Below are 20,873 nucleotides of genomic sequence, written 5' to 3' on the forward strand. Positions count from 1 at the left end.
TTAATTTCCCCTTTAATCGATCCAGTTCACCTGGGGGAACTTGCTGCCGAAATCTTCCGCCATGGGCACGACCTGGCTGAGCTTATAGTTGAAAAACACAAAACCGGACTTGGCCATGGCGATCAGGGTGTTGTCGCGGGGGCGCGTGATGCGGAAGGTGATGTCGCCGCCATACTTGTTGAAATCCATGACGCCCACTTCGAACAGCAGCTGGTCGCGCGCATGGGCTTCGGCGCGGTAGGTGGTGGCCAGGTCGGTGACGATGATGCCGGTACCGTCCGCTTCGATGTCGCGCACGCCATATTCGAACAGGAAGCGGGCGCGCGCCTCGGAAATCATGGAAATCATGGAATCGTTGCCGAGATGGTTGCCGGCGTTGATGTCCGTCGTGCGTACCGTCAGTTGCGAGGAATAGCAGTACTGGTCTTCAGGAAATTCAAGTTTCAAACGGGCCATGGTGTTCTCTTGGGCTGGGGCGCAGGGGCGCGGCGAAAATTCAATTCTAGCCGGTTCCCCGCGACCCGTCGAAAAACGCTCCCAGCCGTGCGCCGTCATGCCTGCTTGCGCACGCTTATTTGCGTGCAATCCGGTACACCTTGCCCGTGCCGCTCAGCATGTACAGCTCGTTTTGCGCATCCTGGCCGAACGACAGGATATTGCCCACGTTGCTGATGCCCCAGTCCGTCACGGCCGAGGCCGTGCCATTGCTGTAGCTGAAACTTTTCAGCCAGCCGCTGCAGTAGTCGGAATACAGGTACTGTCCCGCCAGTTCCGGCAGGGCCGTGCCCCGGTACACATAGCCGCCCGTGATCGAGCAGCCGCCGGCCGCATCGTGGCCATATTCGATGGCGGGCAAAACCAGCCCCGCCTGGTTGCAGCTGGCGCTGTTGTAGCAATGCAATCCTTCCATGATGTTCCAGCCATAATTGTTGCCCGCCTGGCCCACGGGACGCACGTCGACCTCTTCCCAATTGGCCTGGCCCACGTCGGCGATATACAGCAGCTGGGCCGGCACGTCGAAGGCGTAGCGCCACGGGTTGCGCAAGCCGTAGGCCCAGATTTCAGGGCGCCCCCCTGCCGTGGCAAATGGATTGCCGGGTGGAATGGCGTACGGCTGGGCTACCGTGCTGGCGTTGACGTCCAGGCGCAGCAGCTTGCCCAGCAGCACCTGCGTGTTTTGCGCATTGCCGGGCGGATCGCCCGCGCTGCCGCCGTCGCCCGTGCCTGCATACAGGTAGCCGTCCGGGCCAAAGCTGAGCAAGCCGCCATAGTGGTTGCTGAACGTGGGGTGGGCAATCGTGAGGATGGTCAGGGCGGACAGGGGATCGGCCACGTTGGCGTTGCCGGCCGACACTTGCCGGCGCTCGATGACGATATCGCCGGCCAGGTTGGTGTAATAAATGAAGAAATAGCCATTGCTCGCGTATTGCGGATGGAAGGCCAGCGACAGCAAGCCCCGTTCGCCGCTGGTGGTGGTGAGGGGGCTGATGTCGAGGAAGGGCGTGGCCAGCAGGCTGCCGTTCTGCACCACGCGGATGCGCCCGGGGCGCTCGACAATGAAAAGGCGGCTGTCGCCGGGCGGCGCCGTGAGGAAGATGGGCGTGCTCAAGCCGCTGGCCACCTCTTGCAGGGCCAGGGCCAGCGGTGCCGTGGCTGCATAGCTGACGCTGGCGCTGGCCGTCGCCCCCGCATTCACCTGCACCTGCTGCGTGACGGGCGTGGGCGCCAGGCTTCCCGTGCCCTGCGCCACGCTGGCGGCATTGATGGCGTAGGCGCCGGGCGTCAGGCCGGTGAGCGTGGTGGTGGCCGTCAGCGTCTTGCTGTACGACGCGGGTCCCGTGACGGTGACGGCGCCCGCCACGCCGGCCGGCAAGCCGCCGATGGTGACCGTCAGGTTGCCCGTGGTGGCACCGGGTGCCGGGTGGTGATGGCCGCCGCCACAGGAGGACAGCAGGGCCAGGCAGCAGGCCAGCAGCAGGGCCAGCCAGGGCAGGGGAAAGCGGGAAAGGTAATGGCGCATGTCAGTCTCCTGCGGAAACGCGGCAATCGCTGCTCAATAGTGCTGTGGTGCGTGCCAAGAATGCGCCTCTTGAAGGGGCGAAGATTGAGCTGGCGCAAACGTGCGGCGGCATCGGACAAATGCGCCGCGTTTTCAGACAAGCGCCGCGCCAGCCGCGCCGTCACGTCCGTTGCTGTCAGATAATGGCGCATCTGAAACCGAGCAGGAAGACACCCCATGAAAACCAAAGCCGCGATTGCCTGGAAGGCGGGCGCCCCGCTGACCATCGAAGAAGTCGACCTGGCCGGCCCGCGCGCCGGCGAAGTGTTGGTCGAACTGAAAGCCACCGGGATTTGCCATACCGATTACTACACCTTGTCCGGCGCCGATCCGGAAGGCCTCTTCCCCGCCATCCTCGGCCATGAAGGCGCCGGCGTCGTCGTCGACGTGGGCCCGGGCGTGACGACCCTGAAAAAGGATGACCACGTCATTCCCCTGTACACGCCGGAATGCCGCCAGTGCAAGTTCTGCCTGTCGCAAAAGACGAATCTGTGCCAGGCCATCCGCTCCACGCAGGGCCGCGGCCTGATGCCGGACGCCACCAGCCGCTTTTCGCTGAACGGCCAGCCGCTGTTCCACTACATGGGCACGTCCACCTTTTCCAATTACATCGTCGTGCCGGAAATCGCCCTGGCCAAGATCCGTGAAGACGCACCGTTCGATAAAGTTTGCTACATCGGCTGCGGCGTGACGACGGGCGTGGGCGCCGTGCTGTTCTCGGCCAAGGTCGAGGCGGGCGCCAACGTGGCCGTGTTCGGCCTGGGCGGCATCGGCCTGAACGTGATCCAGGCGGCCAAGATGGTCGGCGCCGATAAAATCATCGGCATCGACATCAACCCGGCGCGCCAGGCCATCGCGCGCAAGTTCGGCATGACGCATTTTATCAACCCGAACGAGGTGGAAAACGTCGTCGATGCCATCGTGCAGCTGACGGACGGCGGCGCCGACTACAGTTTCGAATGCGTCGGCAACACCAACTTGATGCGCCAGGCGCTCGAATGCACGCACAAGGGCTGGGGCAAATCGTTCATCATCGGCGTGGCGGCGGCGGGCCAGGAAATTTCCACCCGTCCATTCCAGCTGGTGACGGGACGCGAATGGCGCGGTTCGGCCTTCGGCGGCGCGCGCGGGCGCACGGATGTGCCGAAGATCGTCGACTGGTATATGGAAGGCAAGCTCAACATTGACGATCTGATCACGCACCGCCTGCCGCTCGAACGCATCAACGAAGGTTTCGACCTGATGAAGAGCGGCGAATCGATCCGTTCCGTCGTGTTGTACTAATTTTATCGGATGTACTCATTGCGCAACACTTGACGGACGGGGCAGGGCGGCAGGCTGTACTTCGCTGCCTGCCCCTGCTAGTGTGAAGACATACCGCCTTGCTTTGGGAGCCGTTCATGTTTGCCACTGCCTACCTCGCGACCCTGCGCCGCATGTTGCCCGTCTTCCTCGGCGCGGCCCTGTCTTCCCTGCTGGCCTTGTGGTGGAGCAATGCCGCCAGCCTCGCCACGCCCGCCATCTGGCTGGCGCTGCTGGCCACCTATCTGCTGTGCGCACTGATGTTTACGCCGCTGGCCCGGCAGAGCCGCCAACTGGCCACGCGCCACGTGCGTCACGGCAAGTTGCGCTGAGTCTCGCGGACCTTCGCTGCGCCTAGCGCGCCGTGCTGGAAAAGCGCTCGCGGTAGTCGCGCGGCGTGATGGCGAGCTTCTTTTGAAACAGGCGGCGCAGCCTTTCCTCGCTGTGCAAGCCCGCCTGCACGGCCACCTGTTTTAAGGAAGATACATTGTCTTCCAGCAAACGGCGCGCCACTTCGAAGCGGGCCGTTTCGATGAATTCCGTGGGGCTGGCGCCCGTTTCGCGCTGGAACACGCGCGTAAAATTGCGCTCGCTCATGGCCAGCCTGGCCGCCAGCAGCGGCACCGTAAGCTCGTCGGCCAGGTGTTCCATGATCCAGCCCTGCAACTGACGGATGGTGGGATGCGTCGTCATCTGGCTCGACAGGTGCACGGAGAACTGCGACTGGCCGCCCGGCCGCTTCAGATACACGACCAGGTCGCGCGCCACTTCCAGCGCGATATCGCGGCTGAAATCGTCTTCCACCAGGGCCAGCGCCAGGTCGATGCCGGCCGTGACGCCGGCCGACGTCCAGAACTTCCCTTCCCGCACGAAAATCGCATCGGCATTGACCTGTATCAAAGGATAGCGCTGGCGCAGGCTGTCCACGGCGCTCCAGTGCGTGGCGGCGCTCTTGCCGTCGAGCACACCGGCCTCGGCCAGGAAGAAGCAGCCCGTGCACAGGGCCGCCAGCGTATCGATGCGCGGCGCCGCCTCGGCCACCCAGGCGGCGAGGGCGGGAATGTCTTGCAAGACTTGCTCGACGTGGTGGCAGCCGACGATGACGGCCAGGTCGGGCAGGCGGTGCGCATCGAGCGCCTTGCTGGCGTGCAGCGACATCAGCGTGTCCGACTCGACCGGGCCGATGGCCGTCGATACGATGCGCACGTCGTAGCCGCCGGGCAGATTGCGCAGGCGCAAATGGGTGTTGGCGTAGTCAAACACTTTCATGGCGCCGATGGCTTCGAGCGCCTTGAAGCCGGGATAGACGATGATGTCGACGGTGCGCAGGGGGAATTCTTTGGGACTTTGCTTGATCATGCGATATGCGCGAGGGGGATAAATACTGCCATAATGCAACAACAGCGGGGACGTAGATTAGCATGGAAATATCCACGCGCCGGCTGGCTTCCCACACATCAGACCCCAGGACATCGTGCGCCTATTCCATTTTCTTGTTGCCCTGACATGCTTGCTGGGCACATCCCTTGCCCATGCGGCCACGCTCAATTTTTTAATGGCGGCAATGTTGCCGGCTGTACCATCAATGGCGCGCAATACACGTGCGCCTCGCTGGCGCTGGGCTCTACCGACGTCATCGTCATCGGCAGCGCGTATGCCGTGACGGTCAACAGTTCCCTGGCGATGAGCTACAACCAGGGCTTGACGATGAGCGGCAATGCCGCGCTGACGATCAAGGGCAATCTCGACATCAAGGACATCAAGCCATCGAACCTGAATGTGACGGGCGGGAACTTGACGGCCGAGGGCGGCACTTTCCTCATGGGCGCGCAGGAACAGACGATTACGGCGAATATTTCCGCCACGACCATCAAGATGGGCTCGAACAACGTCACGGTGACGGGCAAGATCAGCGCCAAGGGCCCGGTGGAAATCGCCTCGGGTTCCGTCATCAACGGTCCGATCAGCGGCACCGTCGTCACTATCCTGCCCGCCAGTACCCGCATCCAGGGCGATATCACGGCGACCACCTCGCTGACCATCGGTTCCGGCAGCAGCCAGGTGACGGGCAACCTGAAATCGCCGACGATCGACTTGAAGGCATCGGGCCTGCTCGTTACGGGCGACGTGGAGGCCAGCAATTCTTTGTCGATCGCTTCCGGCAATGGCATCAAGGGCAATGTCGATGCCGGCGAAGTCACGCTCGACTCGTCCAACGCCTACATCACGGGCAACGCCAAGGTTGACCACATCACCCTGGGCTGGCAGGGCCGGGTGCAGCAAACCATCACTTGCGAGGCGTATACGCCGTCGAACCCGTGCAGCTGCGTGACGAACAACAGCGGCTGGGCTTTCAATGAGCCGATGGGGCCGAAGTGCGGACCCAGTACGCCGAGCGGACTGCACCATTTCCAGATAGACCACCCGCTGACGGCGCTTACTTGCCAGGTACCCACGGTGAAAGTGACGGCCTGCGCCGATGCCAGCTGCAGCGCGGTCTACAAGGGTAGTCCCAGCCCCAGCGTCACCGTCAGCCCGGGCGGCGTGCCGCCGACGCAGATTGATACCAGCGGCGTCAACGCCAATGTCGCGGTGCGCCAGACCACGGTGGGCATCGCCACGCTGAGCCTGGTCAGCACGCCCGCCACGACGGGGGCGCTGGTGTGCAAGAGCGGCGGCAATACGAGCAATTGCCAGATCAGCTTTCTCTCCAGCGGCTTCCAGGTGAGCGGCATTCCGCGCTACGCGGAAGAAGCGGGCGAACTGGAAATCAGCGCCTTGCAGACCTCGTCCGGCAATCGGGACGTTTGCGTGCCCATGTTCGGCGGCCAGAAGAAGGACTTGACCCTCAGTTGCGCGTACAGCAATCCGGATAAGGGGACATTGCCAGCGCGCATCTTTGACAGCGCCACAAATAGCTATGTCGCCCTGGCGGCCAACGACCAGAGCAGCTGCGCCGGGTCGAGCACCAAGGTGACGGTAACCTTCGGCGCCAATGGCGTGGCCAAGCCGAACATGCTGTATGCCGATGCGGGAGCGCTGATCCTGACGGCTGCCTACAATCCGAAAAGCGGCAGCGATAGCGGCCTGGACATGAGCGGCAGCGGCACGGTCATCGTGGCGCCAGCGAAATTTCTGTTCACGCGGCTGGCGCCGACGCAGCGCGCGGGCCTGCCCGCCGCACCCTTGACGCCCGGTGCGACCATCACGCTGTCGGCCGTCAACGCGCTCGGTGCCGTGACTAAGAACTTTGGCAACGAAAGCGGTGTCGCCGTGCAAAAAGTCGTGCTCAATCGTATCCTGCTGGCGCCGCTCTATACAGGCGTAGCCAATCCGGAAGTTGGCGGCGATCTCGATTTTGTGAAAAAAGGGGGCGTCATCACGGCGCCGCCGCTGGTCTGGCCCGAAGTGGGCAAGATCAACTTCACGGCTGCGCTGCAAAACGGTTATCTGGGCAGCAGCCTGACGTCGCCGGGCGCCAGCGACCCCGTGCTCTTTTACCCGCATCATTTCGTGACGGAACTGGTCATCAAGCAAGTGGATCTCCCGGGGGGGGCGAAGACGGAGTTTCCTTTCCCGTGCAGCGCGCCGCTCGCCTGCTCCGGCAACCGCGCCGTGTATTCGCGCCAGCCCTTCGATCTGACCATCCGCGCCCAGAACTCGGGCGGCGTGGATACCAAGAATTTCGACGCCAGGAATGACGACATCAACAAAACGCAAGTGACGTTGCTACCGTATGACGCGGCTACGGGAAAGAACAGTTATCCGCCCACGGCGCCATCGGGCAGCACGCTGACGGATGGGGCAAAAGCACCTGCGGCCGTGACTGGCGTCCCCGTCACCAGTTTCAGCAATGGCGTCGCCACGCGCCCCATCGCCTACAGCTTCCCCGCCGCCTACGCCGTGCCCAAGGAGACGAAAGCACTGGCCTCGCCGACGGGTCTGCTGTTGCGCACGACGTATGCCTATCCTGCTGCCGGGAATGTGAGCTCGGCGCCGGCCGATGGCCAGGAAGCGCAATTGACCGTGCTCACGGGCCGCCTGATGGTGCCGCATGACTACGGTTCCGAGCGCTATCCCGTGCGGCTGGCCGTGCAGACGCAGTACTGGGACGGCAAGACCTGGGTTACCAGCCTGCTGGACAGCATCAGTGCGTTCGACAACACGCTGGTGGTGTTTGCCAATTGCAAGAAAACCCTGGTGTGCAAGGACTTTGCATTCCCCGCTGGCACTACTATTACTTATACGGTCGACAAGGGCGTCTTGCCGCCGAATAAACGCCTGACCCTGGCGGCACCCGGCGGGGGCAAGACGGGCAGCGTCGATGTTTCCGTGCCCGGCATTGCGTACTTGCCCAGCACCGTGGGCACCGTCGTCTTCGGCGTCTTCAAATCGGGTCCCGTGATTTACCTGCGCGAGATGTATTGAGCCAGAACAAAGGGCGGGCGCAGAAAGAGGGAAAAACCAGTAACATGCCTGGCTGTGGCATTTCCCCCAACCTCAGACTGGAGTTTCTATGAGCACAACTTCGCAGTGGATCGATATCGCCGGCCCGGACGGCAGCTTCCAGGCTTACCTGGCCGTGCCGCACGTGGGCAAGGGTCCCGCCATCATCCTGTTGCAGGAAATTTTCGGCGTCAACGAGCACATCCGCGCCGTGGCCGACCAGTACGCGGCCGATGGCTACGTGGTGCTGGTGCCCGACCTGTTCTGGCGCGCCGGCGCGCACATCGAACTGGGCTATGACGCGGATGGCTGGAAGCGCGCCGTCGAACTGATGCAGGCCACCGATAACGAGCATGCCTTGAGCGATATCAAGGCCACCGTCGCCGTCCTGCGCGCGCGTCCGGAAGTGACGGGCAAGCTGGCCTCGGTCGGCTACTGCTTCGGCGGCCGCTTGTCGTTCCAGACGGCCGCGGCTGGCCTGGCCGACGCCGCCATCGCCTATTACGGCGGCGGCATCCAGAACAAGCTGGACCTGGCCGACAAGATCCAGGTGCCGCTGCTCATGCATTTCGGCGGCCAGGACAGCCATATTTCGCCGCAAGCCGTGCAAAAGATCGCCGCCGAGCGCTTCGAAGACCGGCAAGACGTGGAAATCCATATCTACCCGGGCGCGGAGCACGGTTTCAACTGCACCCACCGCGACAGCTACCAGCAGCGCGCCGCCGCCCACGCGCACGGCAATTCCCTGATTTTCTTGGCGGAAAATCTGTAAGAGAGCCAGCCCAGGCTGGCCGGTTGCCATGGTTTGTTCAGCAGCAAAGCCGCATGGGCGCTAAAATAGCGGCTGTGCCGGGCAACTCCGGCCGGCCGGGCGCGGCGCCCGGCAAACCTGGATGAGGAACCGAATTAAAGATGGCCCAAGTAATTGTTTCTGTAACATTGGCGGCAAGCGCCGAACGCGTGTGGGATTTTATCGGCGGCTTCCAGTCGCTGAATGAATGGTCGAGCTCCATCAAGACCAGCCTGTCCGAACACGGCGGCCGCGTGCGCCGCCTGAAAACCACGGACGGCGCCATCATCGCCGAACGCCTGCAAAGCTACAGCGAAGCGGACAAGAGCTACAGCTACACCATCGTCTCGGGCCCGATCCCCGTCAAGAACTACCGTTCCACCCTGCGCGTCACGGGTGAACCGGGCGGCGCTTCCTGCGTGGCGGAATGGTCGAGCGAGTTCGACGCGGCCGAAGGCGTGGAAGAAGTCATGATCGGTGCGTTCCAGCACCTGTATGAGACGGCATTCGTCGACCTGAAACGCATCATGGCCATTTGAATCACCAAACCCCATAGCAAATACCGGGGTCGGACCCTGAGGGTCCGACCCCAGCCTTTCTGCTTTGCGGGTTAAAACGTTGTTACCCTCCTAGCGTTTGACTTTGCCAAACGCCTCGCCCTTGTTCCACACAGGCAAGTTCTTGTCGTTCGCCACTTCGTAACCGAGGTTCAGGGTGAACTGCGCCTGCTGCAGCATGCCCGACAAGTCCCACGACGGGTGGTATTCATCGGTGACCTGGTGGTAATCCTTTTTAAAGGCCACCAGGCGCTCGCCCGACGCTTTCGGCTCCTTGACGAAGTCAAACGAGCCGTCGCCGGAAAACACGGCCGAGCCCACGTTGAAGGCGGGCACGCCCGCCTTGGCAAATGCAAAATGGTCGGCCCGGTAAAACGCGCCGGACAGGTCGGGAATGGTGGGCGCCAGGCGCAGGCCCATGCGTTTGGCGACTTTGGCGGCGCTCGCGTACAGGCTGCTGCGCTCGGCGCCGGCCACGCCGATGTCGCGCGTCTTGCCGACGAAATTCATGCTGTCGAGATTCAGGTCGGCGGCCGTTTTCGCCAGCGGCCACAGGGGCGCGCGCGTGTAGGCCGTGCTGCCCAGCATGCCCGTTTCCTCGCCGGCCGGCCACAGGAAGATCTGCGTGCGGCGCGCCGGCTGTTTTACGGCCACTTGCGCCATGGCCAGCAGGGCCGCCGCGCCCGAGGCATTGTCGATGGCGCCGTTGTAGATATGGTCGCTTTGCCCTGCGCGGGCGCTGCCTTCGTCATCCTTGCCCAGGTGGTCCCAGTGGGCCGAGTAAATGACGGCTTCGTCCTTGAGCTTCGGGTCCGTGCCGGGCACGATGCCGGCCACGTTGAATTGCTCGATGCTGCGGATCTGGCTGTTCAATGCCACCTTGACCGTGGCGTTCAGGGCCACGGGGCGGAAGTCGCGCGTTTCCGCCTGCGCGCGCAAGGCGTCCAGGTCTTGCCCCGCTTGCTGGAACAGGGCGCGCGCCATGTCTTCCTGCAGCCAGCCTTCCATCGCATTGCCCGTGCCGGCCAGGCTGAAGCGCTCGTGGCCGAAACCGTTGGCCGGTACCGACCATGGGTACGAGGCGGACTCGGTCGTGTGGATCAGCAGCACCCCGGCCGCGCCCTGGCGCAGCGCTTCCTCGTACTTGTAGACCCAGCGGCCGTAATACGTGAGCGACTTGCCGGCAAAGCGCTGCGGCTCGGCGGCGGTCGGCTGCGGGTCGTTGACCATCATGATGACCAGTTTCCCTTTTAAATCAACGCCCTTGAAATCGTCCCACTGCTCTTCGGGCGCGCGGATGCCGTAGCCGGCAAACACCACGGGGGCGTCGAACGCCACTGTCTGCTGGCCATTCGCCGCGCCAAAGACGATGTCCTTGCCGAAGGCGGGAGACAAGGTCTTGCCGCCCGCGCTGAACGTTACCGTGCTCGATGGCAAGGCCTTGCTGCCGACGATGGTCAGCGCCTGGCGGTAGCTGCCGTCCGGCAACGGTTGCAGGCCGGCCACGGCCGCCTGCGTTTCCAGGTAGCGCACGGCAAGGTCGCCGCCGCGCTGGCCCGTGCCGCGTCCTTCCAGCAAGTCGTCGGCCAGGAAGGACAGATGGGCGCGCAAGGGCGCTTCGGCGACGAGTGGTTGGGCGAGGGCAGCCGTGCCGAACAGGCTGGCGGCGAGGACGAGGGGAAAACGCATGACAACTCCAAAAGTGAATACGGGAAAGCAAAGCAGCGGCAATCTTACTCTACCGCAATGCTCCAGCGTAGCGCGCGGCGCGCGCGCGCCGTTGCGGCCACAATGGCCGCTGGTCCACCGACAAGGAGCGTTCCATGACTAGCCCTGACTTGCAATCGAACAATACCCTGCGTACCGCCGACGGCACCTTGATCTACTACAAGGACTGGGGCAGCGGCCCGCCCGTCGTCTTCAGCCACGGCTGGCCTTTGTCGTCCGACGCCTGGGAAGACCAGATGTTTTATCTTGCCGCGCGCGGCTACCGCGTCATCGCGCACGACCGGCGCGGCCATGGCCGTTCCAGCCAGCCCTTCGAGGGCAACGACATGGATACCTATGCCGACGACCTGGCTACCCTGATCGACGCGCTGGACCTGGCGGGCGCTACCCTGGTGGGTCACTCGACGGGCGGCGGCGAAGTGGCGCGCTACATCGGCCGCCATGGCACGCAGCGCCTGGCCGGCGCCGTGCTGGTGGGCGCCGTGCCGCCGCTGATGCTGCAAACGGCCGAGAACCCGCTGGGCTTGCCGCTATCCGCATTCGACGCCATCCGCGCCGGCGTGCAGGCCGACCGCAGCGCCTTCTTCCGCGACTTGAGCGAGGCCTTCTATGGCTACAACCGGCCCGGCGCCACGCCGTCGCAGGGCGTGCGCGAGCATTTCTGGCTGCAAGGCATGCAGGCGGGCATGCCGGCATCGTATTTGTGCATCAAGCAATTTTCCGAGACGGATTTCACCAGCGACCTGGCCAAATTCGACGTGCCGACCCTGGTGATCCATGGCGACGACGACCAGATCGTGCCGATTGCCGCCTCGGCGCGGCGCACTGCCGAGCTCATCATCGGCAGCAAATTGCTCGTGTATGCGGGCGCGCCGCATGGCCTGGCGACGACGCACAAGGACAGGCTGAACGAGGACTTGCTGGAGTTCTTGCGCCACTCGGTCGATGCGGCAAGCAATATCGAGGCGCACCTGTAAAACGGGCATATCTATTGCAAAACACATAATATTGCTTGGTTTTTGCACCAATTGCGTGCGGATCGCCGCCGATTTTTCTGCGTTTTAGGATGCAAAAAATGGCGTTCTGCCGCCTCGTTCCACCCGGTACGGTCCAGTAAAGAGTAAACTAGCAGATACACTCTTTCGCATTGGGCGATTCGAGCGAACTTGTGAGTGATTTCATGTCTGATACACCAATTTCCTTATTTTCCGACCTTAACCTGAGCGAGCCGCTGATTCGCGCGCTCAAGGATGTCGGTTACGAAACACCGTCGCCTATCCAGGCGGCCACGATTCCATTATTGCTCGCTAACCGCGACGTGCTGGGCCAGGCGCAAACAGGCACGGGTAAGACCGCCGCCTTCGCCTTGCCTATCCTGTCGCGCATTGATCTGAAACAAAGCTCACCCCAAGCCCTGGTCCTGGCACCGACGCGCGAACTGGCCATCCAGGTCGCCGAAGCGTTCCAGGTGTACGCCGCCCACATTCCCGGCTTCCACGTGCTGCCGATCTACGGCGGCCAAAGCTACGGCCCGCAGCTGTCGGCCCTGCGCCGCGGCGTGCACGTCATCGTCGGCACCCCGGGCCGCGTCATCGATCACCTGGACAAGGGTTCGCTCGACCTGTCCAAGCTGAAAACCCTGGTGCTGGACGAAGCCGATGAAATGCTGCGCATGGGCTTTATCGACGACGTTGAACGTATCTTGAAAGAAACCCCGGAAGGCCATCAAACGGCGCTGTTCTCGGCCACCATGCCTTCCGTCATCAAGCGCATCGCCACCACCTACCTGGTGAACCCGGCCGAAGTGACGGTTGCCGCCAAGACGGGCACGGCCGACAACATCCGCCAGCGCTACTGGCTGGTGTCGGGCATGCACAAGCTCGACGCCTTGACCCGCATCCTGGAAGCGGAAGCGTTTGACGGCATGATCATCTTCGCCCGCACCAAGCTGGGCACGGAAGAGCTGGCCAGCAAGCTGCAGGCACGCGGTTTCTCGGCGGCCGCCATCAATGGCGACATCCAGCAAGCGCAGCGCGAGCGCACGATCCAGCAGTTGAAAGACGGCAAGATCGACATCCTCGTGGCAACCGACGTGGCCGCCCGCGGCCTGGACGTCGAGCGCATCAGCCACGTCGTCAACTACGACGTGCCGCACGATCCGGAAAGCTATACCCACCGCATCGGCCGCACGGGCCGCGCCGGCCGCAGCGGCGAAGCGATCCTGTTCATCACCCCGCGTGAAAAGAACTTGTTGAAAGCCATCGAACGCTCGACCCGCCAGCCGATCGGCATGCTGGAACTGCCGACGATCCAGGCCGTCAACGACGTGCGCATCGCCAAGTTCAAGGAACAGATCAGCGAAACCCTGGCCCTGGGCGAACTGGAGCAGTTCCAGTCGCTGATCGAGGATTTCGAGCGCGAACAGAACATTCCCGCCATCGAAATCGCCGCCGCCCTGGCGAAGATGGCGCGTGGCAATGTGCCTTTGTTGCTGGACAAGAACAAGGCGCGCGAGCAAGCCACGTGGCAAGACGACCGTCCAGTGCGCCAGGATCGTTTCGAACGCAACGACCGTCCGGAACGCGGCGACCGCTTCGACCGCAACGAGCGCAGCGAACGCCCGGCCTTCCCGAAAAAAGAGCGCATCCAGCGTCCGGCCGACGCCGGCATGCAGACCTTCCGTATTGAGGTAGGTCATCAACATGGCGTAAAACCGGGCAATATCGTGGGCGCCATCGCCAACGAAGCGGGCATCGATTCGAAAAACATCGGCCGCATCGAAATCTATGACGACTACAGCGTCCTGGACTTGCCAGACAGCATGCCGAAAGAATTGCTGGACCAGCTGAAAACCGTGTGGGTAGCGGGCCAGCAGCTGCGCATCAGCCGCGACGGCGACGCGCCGGACCTGGCGCCGCCAGCCGCGCCGCGCAAGCCGTTCGCCGCCAAGTCCGCGCCAGCGGATGCGGGCGAGGCAGCACCTGCGCCGCGTGCGCCGAAGAAGGAACGTCCACGCCCGGGCGTGACGGCGTACCGCATCGAAGTGGGCCGTGAGCACGCCGTAACGCCAAGTAACATCGTGGGCGCCATCGCCAACGAAGCGAACCTGGAAGCCAAGCATATCGGCCGCATCGATATCTTTGACAACTACAGCGTGCTGGACTTGCCGGAAGGCATGCCGCCGGAAATCCTCGACCACCTGAAATCGGTCGTGGTCTCGGGCCAGAAGCTGCGCATCAGCCTCGACGACGGCACGACGGAGCGCAAGCCGGCGCCACCGCGTCCGAAATCGCCGCCGCGTAAATCATTCAAGTAAGCCATCCCGACGCAGGCGCCTCTCCGGCGCCTGTGTCGCGGATTGGAGACACATCCCCCACTGGCGCGTTCGCGCCAGTTTTTATTTTCCCTCAAGAAATGAACATTGTTGCCGCGTTATGGTTGGCGGCAGGCGTAGCCATGCACCGGCCGTTATTGCAACCGCCCGCTGTCTTTTTATCGGCACAAGTACCGTGTTTATTGCTTGCCGCATCGATACATAATTTTTTATTAATTATTGTATATGCACCCAATTCGAATTTTGCATTTCAATAAAATCAACCAAGTTGAGTCAAAGTAAATTCTAAAACATAAATGAATTATCTTTTATTAAATTGTTTGACTGGCGTCACTGTCGCCGGAGCGATATATCATGGGTGCTTGATGTGGTATATTGTTTTTATGTTTTTGTTATGCTAGTTGAAAAAAAATAGAGGAGCGACGATGCGGGTCAATACGCCTATCACGCAAAATGAATACGTATTAAATGAAGGCATGACGATTGTTTCCACGACGGATTTACAGGGAAACATCAATTACGCCAATCAGTATTTCATTGAAGTCAGCGGCTTTTCAGAAATGGAACTGCTGGGTGCGCCACAGAATATTTTGCGTCATCCCGATATGCCGGCCGAAGCGTTCGCCGACCTGTGGGACACCATCAAGACGGGCATGCCCTGGACGGGCATGGTCAAGAACCGCTGCAAGAATGGCGACTTTTATTGGGTCTTCGCCAATATCACGCCCGTCATCGAAAACGGCCGCCCGATCGGCTATATGTCCGTGCGCACCAAGCCCACGCGCGAGCAGATCAACGAGGCGTCGGCCCTGTATAAAAGTTTTAAAGACGGCAATAGCGCCAATCTGGCGATCCGCAACGGCCGCGTCGTGCGCCAGGGCTGGGCCGCCAGGCTGGCCGAGTGGCGCAAATTGACCCTGTCGCAAGACCTGGCCCTGCATTGCATCGTCTTTGGCGTGGTGCTGGCCATCCTCGGCTGCGCCGTGTGGAATATCGACGGCGACACGAGCACGGCCACGCGCAGCTGGCTCAGCGGCGCTGCCGCCGCCGCCGTCGCGCTGATGCTGTATTTCTGGGCCCATCTGCACAATTCCCTCGTCGCGCCGCTGGGCGACGCCATCACCGTGGCGCGCAAGATGGCCGGCGGCGACTTGACGGGCGTCATCGACAAGGTGCGCGATGATGATATGGGTCAATTGATGGCGGCCTTGCGCCAGACCAATATCAACTTGCACAGCATCATCGGCGACGTGCGCGCCAACTTCGAGGATATCCGCATCACCACGGCGGAAATCGCCACGGGCAATATGGATCTGTCCAGCCGCACGGAATCGCAGGCGTCCAGCCTGGAGCAGACGGCGGCCAGCATGGAAGAACTGACGTCCACCGTGCAAAACAGCGCCGACCACGTGTCCACGGCCAACGACCTGGCGGTGCAGGCGTCCACCATCGCTGCCAAGGGCGGCACCATCGTCAGCGAAGTGGTCACCACGATGGATGAGATCAGCAGCTCGTCGCGCAAGATTCTCGACATCATCGGCCTGATCGACGGCATCGCCTTCCAGACGAATATCCTGGCCTTGAACGCGGCCGTGGAAGCGGCCCGCGCGGGCGAGCACGGCCGCGGCTTTGCCGTCGTGGCCGGCGAAGTGCGCAGCCTGGCGCAGCGCTCGGCCACCGCGGCGAAAGAGGTGAAAAACCTGATCGACCATTCGATCGCCACCGTGAACGCGGGCAGCGTGCTGACCAGCAATGCGGGCGCCACCATGGCGGAAGTGATCGCTTCGGTGGCCCGCGTGACGGAAATGATGGACGAGATTTCCTCGACCACGCGCGAGCAGAACCAGGGCATCGGGCAAGTCAACCAGGCCGTCATTCACATGGATGGCATCACGCAGCAGAACGCGGCGCTGGTGGAGCAGGCCGCCGCGGCCGCCACCAACCTGGCGCAGCGCACCGAGAGCGTGGCCCAGTCGATCGGCATCTTCAAACTGAAGGCCTCGCCCAAGCGCAAGGCTACCGGCGTGGGGCGCAGCGTGGGCGCTGGCGTCGCGTCGCGGGCCTTGCTGAAGGCACGCTAAGACGATCATCCCGCCAGTGCAACGCTGGCGGGAGCTACTTCGGTACCCGGTACACCTCGCCGCTGCGCACCTTCTTCACCACCCCATCCCCGCCAAACAGCATCACATATTCGCCCTGCGCGCCCGAGGCGGCAGGGTAGCTGTACATCCACACTTCATTGCCGCTGTCGAAACGGATCGAGGTGCTGTCGCCCAGCGCGGCGCGCACCTGTTCGCGCGTGCTGCTACCCACGTGCACCGTCTGTTCCAGTGTTGCGTACGGGACATTCTTGCTTGCTTGCAAGGCGCGCGTGCCGGAACAGGCGGCCAGCAATGCCAGCACGGGAAATACCAGCCACTTCATGGCGCCACCTCGTCCATATAGTCAAATTCCAGCAGGGTGTCGTCGGGCCAGCTGGCATCCCACAGGGGCGCGTAATACGTGCGGTCGAGCAAGACCTGGCAATCGCAATAGGGCAGCGAGGCGGGCGTTTGCTCGCCGCCCGCGTACAGCATGGTGAACGGTAGCGCAACCCTGCGCTCGCCATGCACGAGGGTGACGCCGAACAGGGGCCGCTCCGTGAAGAACAGATAGTTGCCGTCCGGCTCGGAACACACTTTATCAGTGCTGTAGAGCATGCTGGACAGCCAGGCGATGATTTGCGGGTCGTTCGAGATCAGGCCGGAATCCATGCCGGCGCGGCATTCCAGGCGCAGGTCGCCCAGGCGCCGCGTGCCGGGCGGCAAGCCGGGCGTGATCACCTGCGCGCGCCAGCTCATGGTGGTCGCCTTGCGGTTGGCGATCAGCACGGCGTCTTCGCGCGCCGCTTGCGCGTTGCGCACGGGGGCAAAGCTGTGGTCCTCTGCCAATGGTAACGGGATGCTGACGGTGTCGCCGGCGATGCGCAGCTGCACGCCCTGCATGTCCACGCCGGGCTGGCGCGGCAGCAAACGAAAGCGCAGCACGGCCTGCGGCGCCAGCGCATGGTCGCGCTCGAAGCGGTCCACGCCCTGCAGCATCTTGCGATACGATTTATCGACGGGGTCGCGCGTGGCGTCCACTTTCACTTGTGGCACGGGCGCGGTTTGCGCCAGCGCAACAGCGCCATGGAGCAGCAGAACCAGCAGCAGGGAGGGATGAATGCGCATGGCCTGATGCTACGCTTTTTTGCGCGGCGGCCACGCACGGGTGGGTCTATCAGTATTCGCTATATTTGCGCGCGTCGCCGCGCACCTGCTGCGCCGGATACTTCTGCGCGTTCAGCTCCATTTTCTCCAGCACGGCCGCGTGCAGGTCGACGCCGCTCTTGTCGGCCAGCCGTACCAGGTACATCAGCACGTCGGCCAGCTCGTGGCGGATGCCCGCGCGCCTGGCATCGTCCAGCTCGGCGTCCGCGCCCGTCGGCAGCCACTGGTAGTGCTCGGCCAGTTCCGCCACTTCCACGGACAGGGCCATGGCCAGGTTTTTCGGCGTGTGGAACTGGTCCCAGTCGCGCTCGTCGGCAAAGGCGCGCAGGCGCGCGCGGATATCGAGCAGGCTGTCGCTGGGCGCGCTCATGCGGCCGCCTGCAGCGGTTTTTCCATGAAGACACTGAATGGATCGTCGCGATAGCCGCCGTACGGTCCGCGCCGCTGGTAGCCGTGGCGCGCGTACAGGGCGATGGCTTCCGGCTGGTGGATGCCCGTTTCCAGGGTCAGCAGGCGGCAGCCGCGCGCCAGCGCCTGCTCTTCCAGCAGGGCCAGCAGGCGCTTGGCCAGGCCCAGGCCGCGGCTGTCCGGGTGCACGTACATGCGCTTGAGCTCGCCGAATGCGGGCGTGACGACGATGGCGCCGCAGGCGCGCGCCGCGCCCGCCGCATCGCGGGCGACGGCAAACAGCAGCGTGTCCGGCGGCACGGAGGCCAGATCCAGTGAATAGACGCACTCGGCCGGATACAGCGTTTGTTGATATGCATCAAGCTCGGCGATCAGGGTCTGCACGTCCGCTTGCTGCGGCGATTCCAGGTGAATTTGCATGGAGGAAAGCACGTTGACTGAGATTCCCCCATGGTATCACTGCGGCGGCGCCAGGCGCATGGTCAGGCCGATGGGCGACATCACAAAACCCATCAGTTCCTGCGCCTCGCCGCCATCGGGCGTATCGACGCCGGCGATGTCGAAGCTGCCAAGCAGCATGGCCATGGCGATCTTGATTTCCAACAAGGCCAGGTAGCGGCCCGGGCACGTGCGCAAGCCGGCGCCAAACGGCATGGCGGCGCGCTTGTCGCTGGCTTCCGCATTGCCGGCCAGCCAGCGCTCGGGCTTGAACGCTTGCGCGTCGGGAAAGTGCGTATCGGACACACTGTCGTGGCGCATCACGCACCACAGCATGCTGCCGGCGGGCACGGCCACGTCGCCCACCACCGTGTCGCGCAGCGCTTCGAGCGGGATGTAGGGCGCCACCGGTTTCAGACGCATGGCTTCGCTGGCGCAGGCGCCCAGGTAGTCGAGGCTGTCCATCTGCGCCAGGGTGAACTGCGCCGCGTCGGGTGCCAGGCGCCGCACTTCCTCGCGCGCCTTCGCCAGGGTATGCGGATTGCTTTGCAGCAAATAAATCATCCAGGACAGCGTATTGGCCGTCGTGTCTTCGCCCGCCAGCAGCATGGTCAGCACATTGCCGGCCACGGCGCGGTCGTCCACGCCGCTGCCGGCTTCGTCGGCGGCGGCGATCATGGCTTCGAGCAGGTTGGGCGGCCGCACGCGCCGGGCGGGATCGCGTTCCAGGCGGGTGCGCGCCTGCCGCACCAGGTCGGCCACGGCCACGTCCAGCGCCGCCACGTCGCGGTCCAGCCGGCGGTCGACGGGCAGCTTGAAGTAGCGCCAGTACGGCACCATCGACAGGCTGCGCCGCGCCACGGCGGGCAGGATCGCGTCGAGGTGGCGCTGGATCACGTCTTCGCCCGATTCCAGCGTGTTGACTGCAGTGCCGAAGGCCAGGCCGGCGATGATGTCGACCGTGTAGCGTTTCAGGTCGCCGTCCAGGTCGATCGCCTTGCCTTGCGTGGCGGCAAGATGCCAGCGCCGCTGCAGTCGCTGCGCCACCGTCACCAGCGCGGGGAAATACGCCTTGATGGCGCCCGGCGCCATGCCGGCCATCACCATGCGGCGCTGGTTGCGCCACTCGCCGCCCTCGGCCAGGAACAGGCCGGGGATGCCGCCCATTTCCACGGAAATCGTGTAGCTCGACAGCGGACGCCGGAAGCCGTCCGGGCGGTCGCGCAGCACGGCCGACACCGTCTCGCTGTCGGCCACCACCAGCACCAGCGTGCGGCCGAACCAGGCGCGCATGAGGGGGCCGTAGCGCCGTACCCAGCCTTCCACGTCGCGGTGGATACGCGGCAGTCTTACTTGCAGCGCGTTGCCGATGATGGGCAGCGCGAACGGCCCCGGCAACTGGCGGATCTGGCGCAGGGCGGTGGCGGGGGCGGCGGCGTGGTCGAGCGGTGGCATGGCGTACTCCTGGTGGATGGCGACAATGACATCACTGTAGCGCGCTTGCCGGCGAGCGTCTTGAACGAATACGACATCGCGCGGCGCCCGGCTTTGCCGGTACAATCGTCGCCATGCCTGCCGCCCCTATGCCCCTGACCCGTCTGATCGCGCCGCGCACCGCGCTCGCTTCCTGCGTGCGCGCCTTCCTCGTGCGCGACACCACGCGCAGCGCGCCATTGCCGCCCGCGCAGCGCCTGAACCGCTTTCCCGCCACGCCCATGTGCTGCCTGCTGTGGACCGTCGCGGGCGAGGTCGAGGCGGCGGCGCCCGGCCCCGATTTGCTGCATGTGCGCATGCCGCCCGCCCTGTTCAGCGGCCCGCGCGGCTATCCGCTGGTCAGCTACAACCCCGGCCCCGTGCACTCGTTCATGGTGATGCTGTATCCGGCCGCCCTGCATGCGCTGACGGGCATCGACATGGCCGTCCTGTTCGACCAGGTGCGCCCGCTCGAACCCCTGTTCGACGCCGACTGGCTGGCGCTGTCCGATGCCGTGCTGGCCGCGCCCGACGATGCCGCCCGCGTCAGGCTGGTGGAGGATTTTCTCGCGCCGCGCTGGGCGGTGGCGCGCAAGAACGGCGACCATCCGGCCGGCGCCGTGCAGGACTGGGTGCGCCGCCTGCTGGGCGTGCAGGCCGCATCGACGGGCCTGGCCAGCGGCGTGCGCAATATCGAGCGCCGCATCAAGGCCTGGGCCGGCCAGCCCATGCGCACCCTGCGCCGTATGCACCGCGCGGAACAGTCGTTTCTCGACGCGCGCGAGGCCATGCTGCAAGGCAATGCCGCATGGAGCGATATCGCCGCCGATGGCGGTTACGCCGACCAGGCCCACCTGTGCCGCGAGGTGCGCGCCATCACGGGCTTGAGTCCCACCGAACTGGCGCGCGCCAGCCGCGACGACGAGAGTTACTGGGTCTATCGGATATGGGCTTGATGCCTGACCAAACCTACTGCGCGTCGGTATAGGCGGCCTGCGATGCTCACCGTACTAGAGTACGGTTGCGCTTCTTAGCCACCTCTCCCTTCCGCTCGCTACGGTTTTGTCAGGCATCGGGACGCTGCGGGCGG

The 20,873-nt window shown here is 63.8% G+C and carries 18 protein-coding genes; 9 read left to right on the top strand and 9 right to left on the bottom strand.

The features are described 5' to 3' along the window. Positions 1-12: 12 nt before the first annotated feature. Entirely contained in the window at positions 13-456 is a 444-nt protein-coding gene (locus ACQVLG_RS10815; protein ID WP_034784316.1) for a thioesterase family protein, read from the bottom strand. A 115-nt stretch (positions 457-571) separates the two neighbouring features. After that, positions 572-2,020: a PQQ-dependent sugar dehydrogenase gene (locus tag ACQVLG_RS10820; RefSeq protein WP_474294461.1), complete on the bottom strand. Its 1,449-nt coding sequence runs from the start codon at positions 2,018-2,020 to the stop codon at positions 572-574. 216 nt (positions 2,021-2,236) lie between these two features. Here ACQVLG_RS10820 and ACQVLG_RS10825 point away from each other — a divergent pair, with 216 nt between their 5' ends. Next, a complete protein-coding gene (locus ACQVLG_RS10825; RefSeq protein WP_230541377.1) occupies positions 2,237-3,343 on the top strand; it encodes an S-(hydroxymethyl)glutathione dehydrogenase/class III alcohol dehydrogenase in 1,107 nt (368 codons plus the stop codon). A gap of 116 nt (positions 3,344-3,459) precedes the next feature. Next, positions 3,460-3,693: a hypothetical protein gene (locus ACQVLG_RS10830; RefSeq protein ID WP_230541378.1), complete on the top strand. Its 234-nt coding sequence runs from the start codon at positions 3,460-3,462 to the stop codon at positions 3,691-3,693. Between the two features lie 22 nt (positions 3,694-3,715). Here the strand turns inward: ACQVLG_RS10830 and ACQVLG_RS10835 are convergent, their stop codons facing one another. Next, positions 3,716-4,720, bottom strand: coding sequence for a GlxA family transcriptional regulator (locus ACQVLG_RS10835; RefSeq protein ID WP_230541379.1), 1,005 nt, complete (start codon positions 4,718-4,720; stop codon positions 3,716-3,718). 147 nt (positions 4,721-4,867) lie between these two features. On the opposite strand from ACQVLG_RS10835, the gene ACQVLG_RS10840 reads away from it, so the two are divergent. The 3 genes from ACQVLG_RS10840 to ACQVLG_RS10850 all read left to right on the top strand — a co-directional run bounded on the left by ACQVLG_RS10840 (position 4,868) and on the right by ACQVLG_RS10850 (position 9,136). After that, a complete protein-coding gene (locus ACQVLG_RS10840) occupies positions 4,868-7,789 on the top strand; it encodes a DUF6701 domain-containing protein (RefSeq protein ID WP_474294464.1) in 2,922 nt (973 codons plus the stop codon). A gap of 88 nt (positions 7,790-7,877) precedes the next feature. Beyond that, positions 7,878-8,579 (top strand): dienelactone hydrolase family protein, encoded by a 702-nt coding sequence (locus ACQVLG_RS10845; RefSeq protein ID WP_474294466.1) that lies wholly within the window; start codon positions 7,878-7,880, stop codon positions 8,577-8,579. A 140-nt stretch (positions 8,580-8,719) separates the two neighbouring features. Further along, positions 8,720-9,136, top strand: a complete 417-nt coding sequence (locus ACQVLG_RS10850; protein WP_474294468.1) for an SRPBCC family protein — start codon at positions 8,720-8,722, stop codon at positions 9,134-9,136. Between the two features lie 90 nt (positions 9,137-9,226). Here the strand turns inward: ACQVLG_RS10850 and ACQVLG_RS10855 are convergent, their stop codons facing one another. Continuing rightward, complete coding sequence (locus ACQVLG_RS10855; protein ID WP_474294470.1) at positions 9,227-10,843, bottom strand: M28 family peptidase; 1,617 nt, start codon at positions 10,841-10,843, stop codon at positions 9,227-9,229. A 134-nt stretch (positions 10,844-10,977) separates the two neighbouring features. Here ACQVLG_RS10855 and ACQVLG_RS10860 point away from each other — a divergent pair, with 134 nt between their 5' ends. From ACQVLG_RS10860 to ACQVLG_RS10870, 3 genes are all read left to right on the top strand, one after another. Beyond that, the gene (locus ACQVLG_RS10860) at positions 10,978-11,859 is read left to right on the top strand and encodes an alpha/beta fold hydrolase (protein WP_474294472.1); all 882 of its coding nucleotides are present in this window, start codon (positions 10,978-10,980) and stop codon (positions 11,857-11,859) included. Positions 11,860-12,062: 203 nt separating this feature from the next. Continuing rightward, on the top strand, positions 12,063-14,198 hold the full coding sequence (locus tag ACQVLG_RS10865; RefSeq protein ID WP_474294474.1) for a DEAD/DEAH box helicase: 2,136 nt from the start codon (positions 12,063-12,065) through the stop codon (positions 14,196-14,198). Between the two features lie 443 nt (positions 14,199-14,641). Next, positions 14,642-16,297, top strand: a complete 1,656-nt coding sequence (locus tag ACQVLG_RS10870; protein WP_474294476.1) for a methyl-accepting chemotaxis protein — start codon at positions 14,642-14,644, stop codon at positions 16,295-16,297. 34 nt (positions 16,298-16,331) lie between these two features. Here ACQVLG_RS10870 and ACQVLG_RS10875 read toward each other — a convergent pair whose 3' ends face one another. The 5 genes from ACQVLG_RS10875 to ACQVLG_RS10895 are packed head-to-tail and all read right to left on the bottom strand — an operon-like array spanning position 16,332 to position 19,765. Then, complete coding sequence (locus tag ACQVLG_RS10875; RefSeq protein ID WP_474294478.1) at positions 16,332-16,640, bottom strand: hypothetical protein; 309 nt, start codon at positions 16,638-16,640, stop codon at positions 16,332-16,334. Continuing rightward, the gene (locus ACQVLG_RS10880; RefSeq protein WP_474294480.1) at positions 16,637-17,425 is read right to left on the bottom strand and encodes a hypothetical protein; all 789 of its coding nucleotides are present in this window, start codon (positions 17,423-17,425) and stop codon (positions 16,637-16,639) included. Before ACQVLG_RS10880 ends, ACQVLG_RS10875 begins: the two co-directional genes overlap by 4 nt. Before the next feature lie 49 nt (positions 17,426-17,474). Then, complete coding sequence (locus ACQVLG_RS10885) at positions 17,475-17,834, bottom strand: nucleotide pyrophosphohydrolase (RefSeq protein ID WP_474294482.1); 360 nt, start codon at positions 17,832-17,834, stop codon at positions 17,475-17,477. Then, positions 17,831-18,292, bottom strand: a complete 462-nt coding sequence (locus tag ACQVLG_RS10890) for a GNAT family N-acetyltransferase (RefSeq protein WP_474294484.1) — start codon at positions 18,290-18,292, stop codon at positions 17,831-17,833. The genes ACQVLG_RS10885 and ACQVLG_RS10890 overlap by 4 nt, the downstream gene beginning before the upstream one ends. A 36-nt stretch (positions 18,293-18,328) precedes the next feature. Continuing rightward, positions 18,329-19,765 (bottom strand): cytochrome P450, encoded by a 1,437-nt coding sequence (locus tag ACQVLG_RS10895; RefSeq protein ID WP_474294486.1) that lies wholly within the window; start codon positions 19,763-19,765, stop codon positions 18,329-18,331. 113 nt (positions 19,766-19,878) lie between these two features. Between ACQVLG_RS10895 and ACQVLG_RS10900 the strand changes: the two genes are divergently transcribed. Then, positions 19,879-20,739, top strand: coding sequence for a helix-turn-helix domain-containing protein (locus tag ACQVLG_RS10900; RefSeq protein WP_474294488.1), 861 nt, complete (start codon positions 19,879-19,881; stop codon positions 20,737-20,739). The last annotated feature ends 134 nt before the right edge of the window (positions 20,740-20,873 follow it).

This window comes from Janthinobacterium sp. TPC_1 (assembly GCF_056037845.1).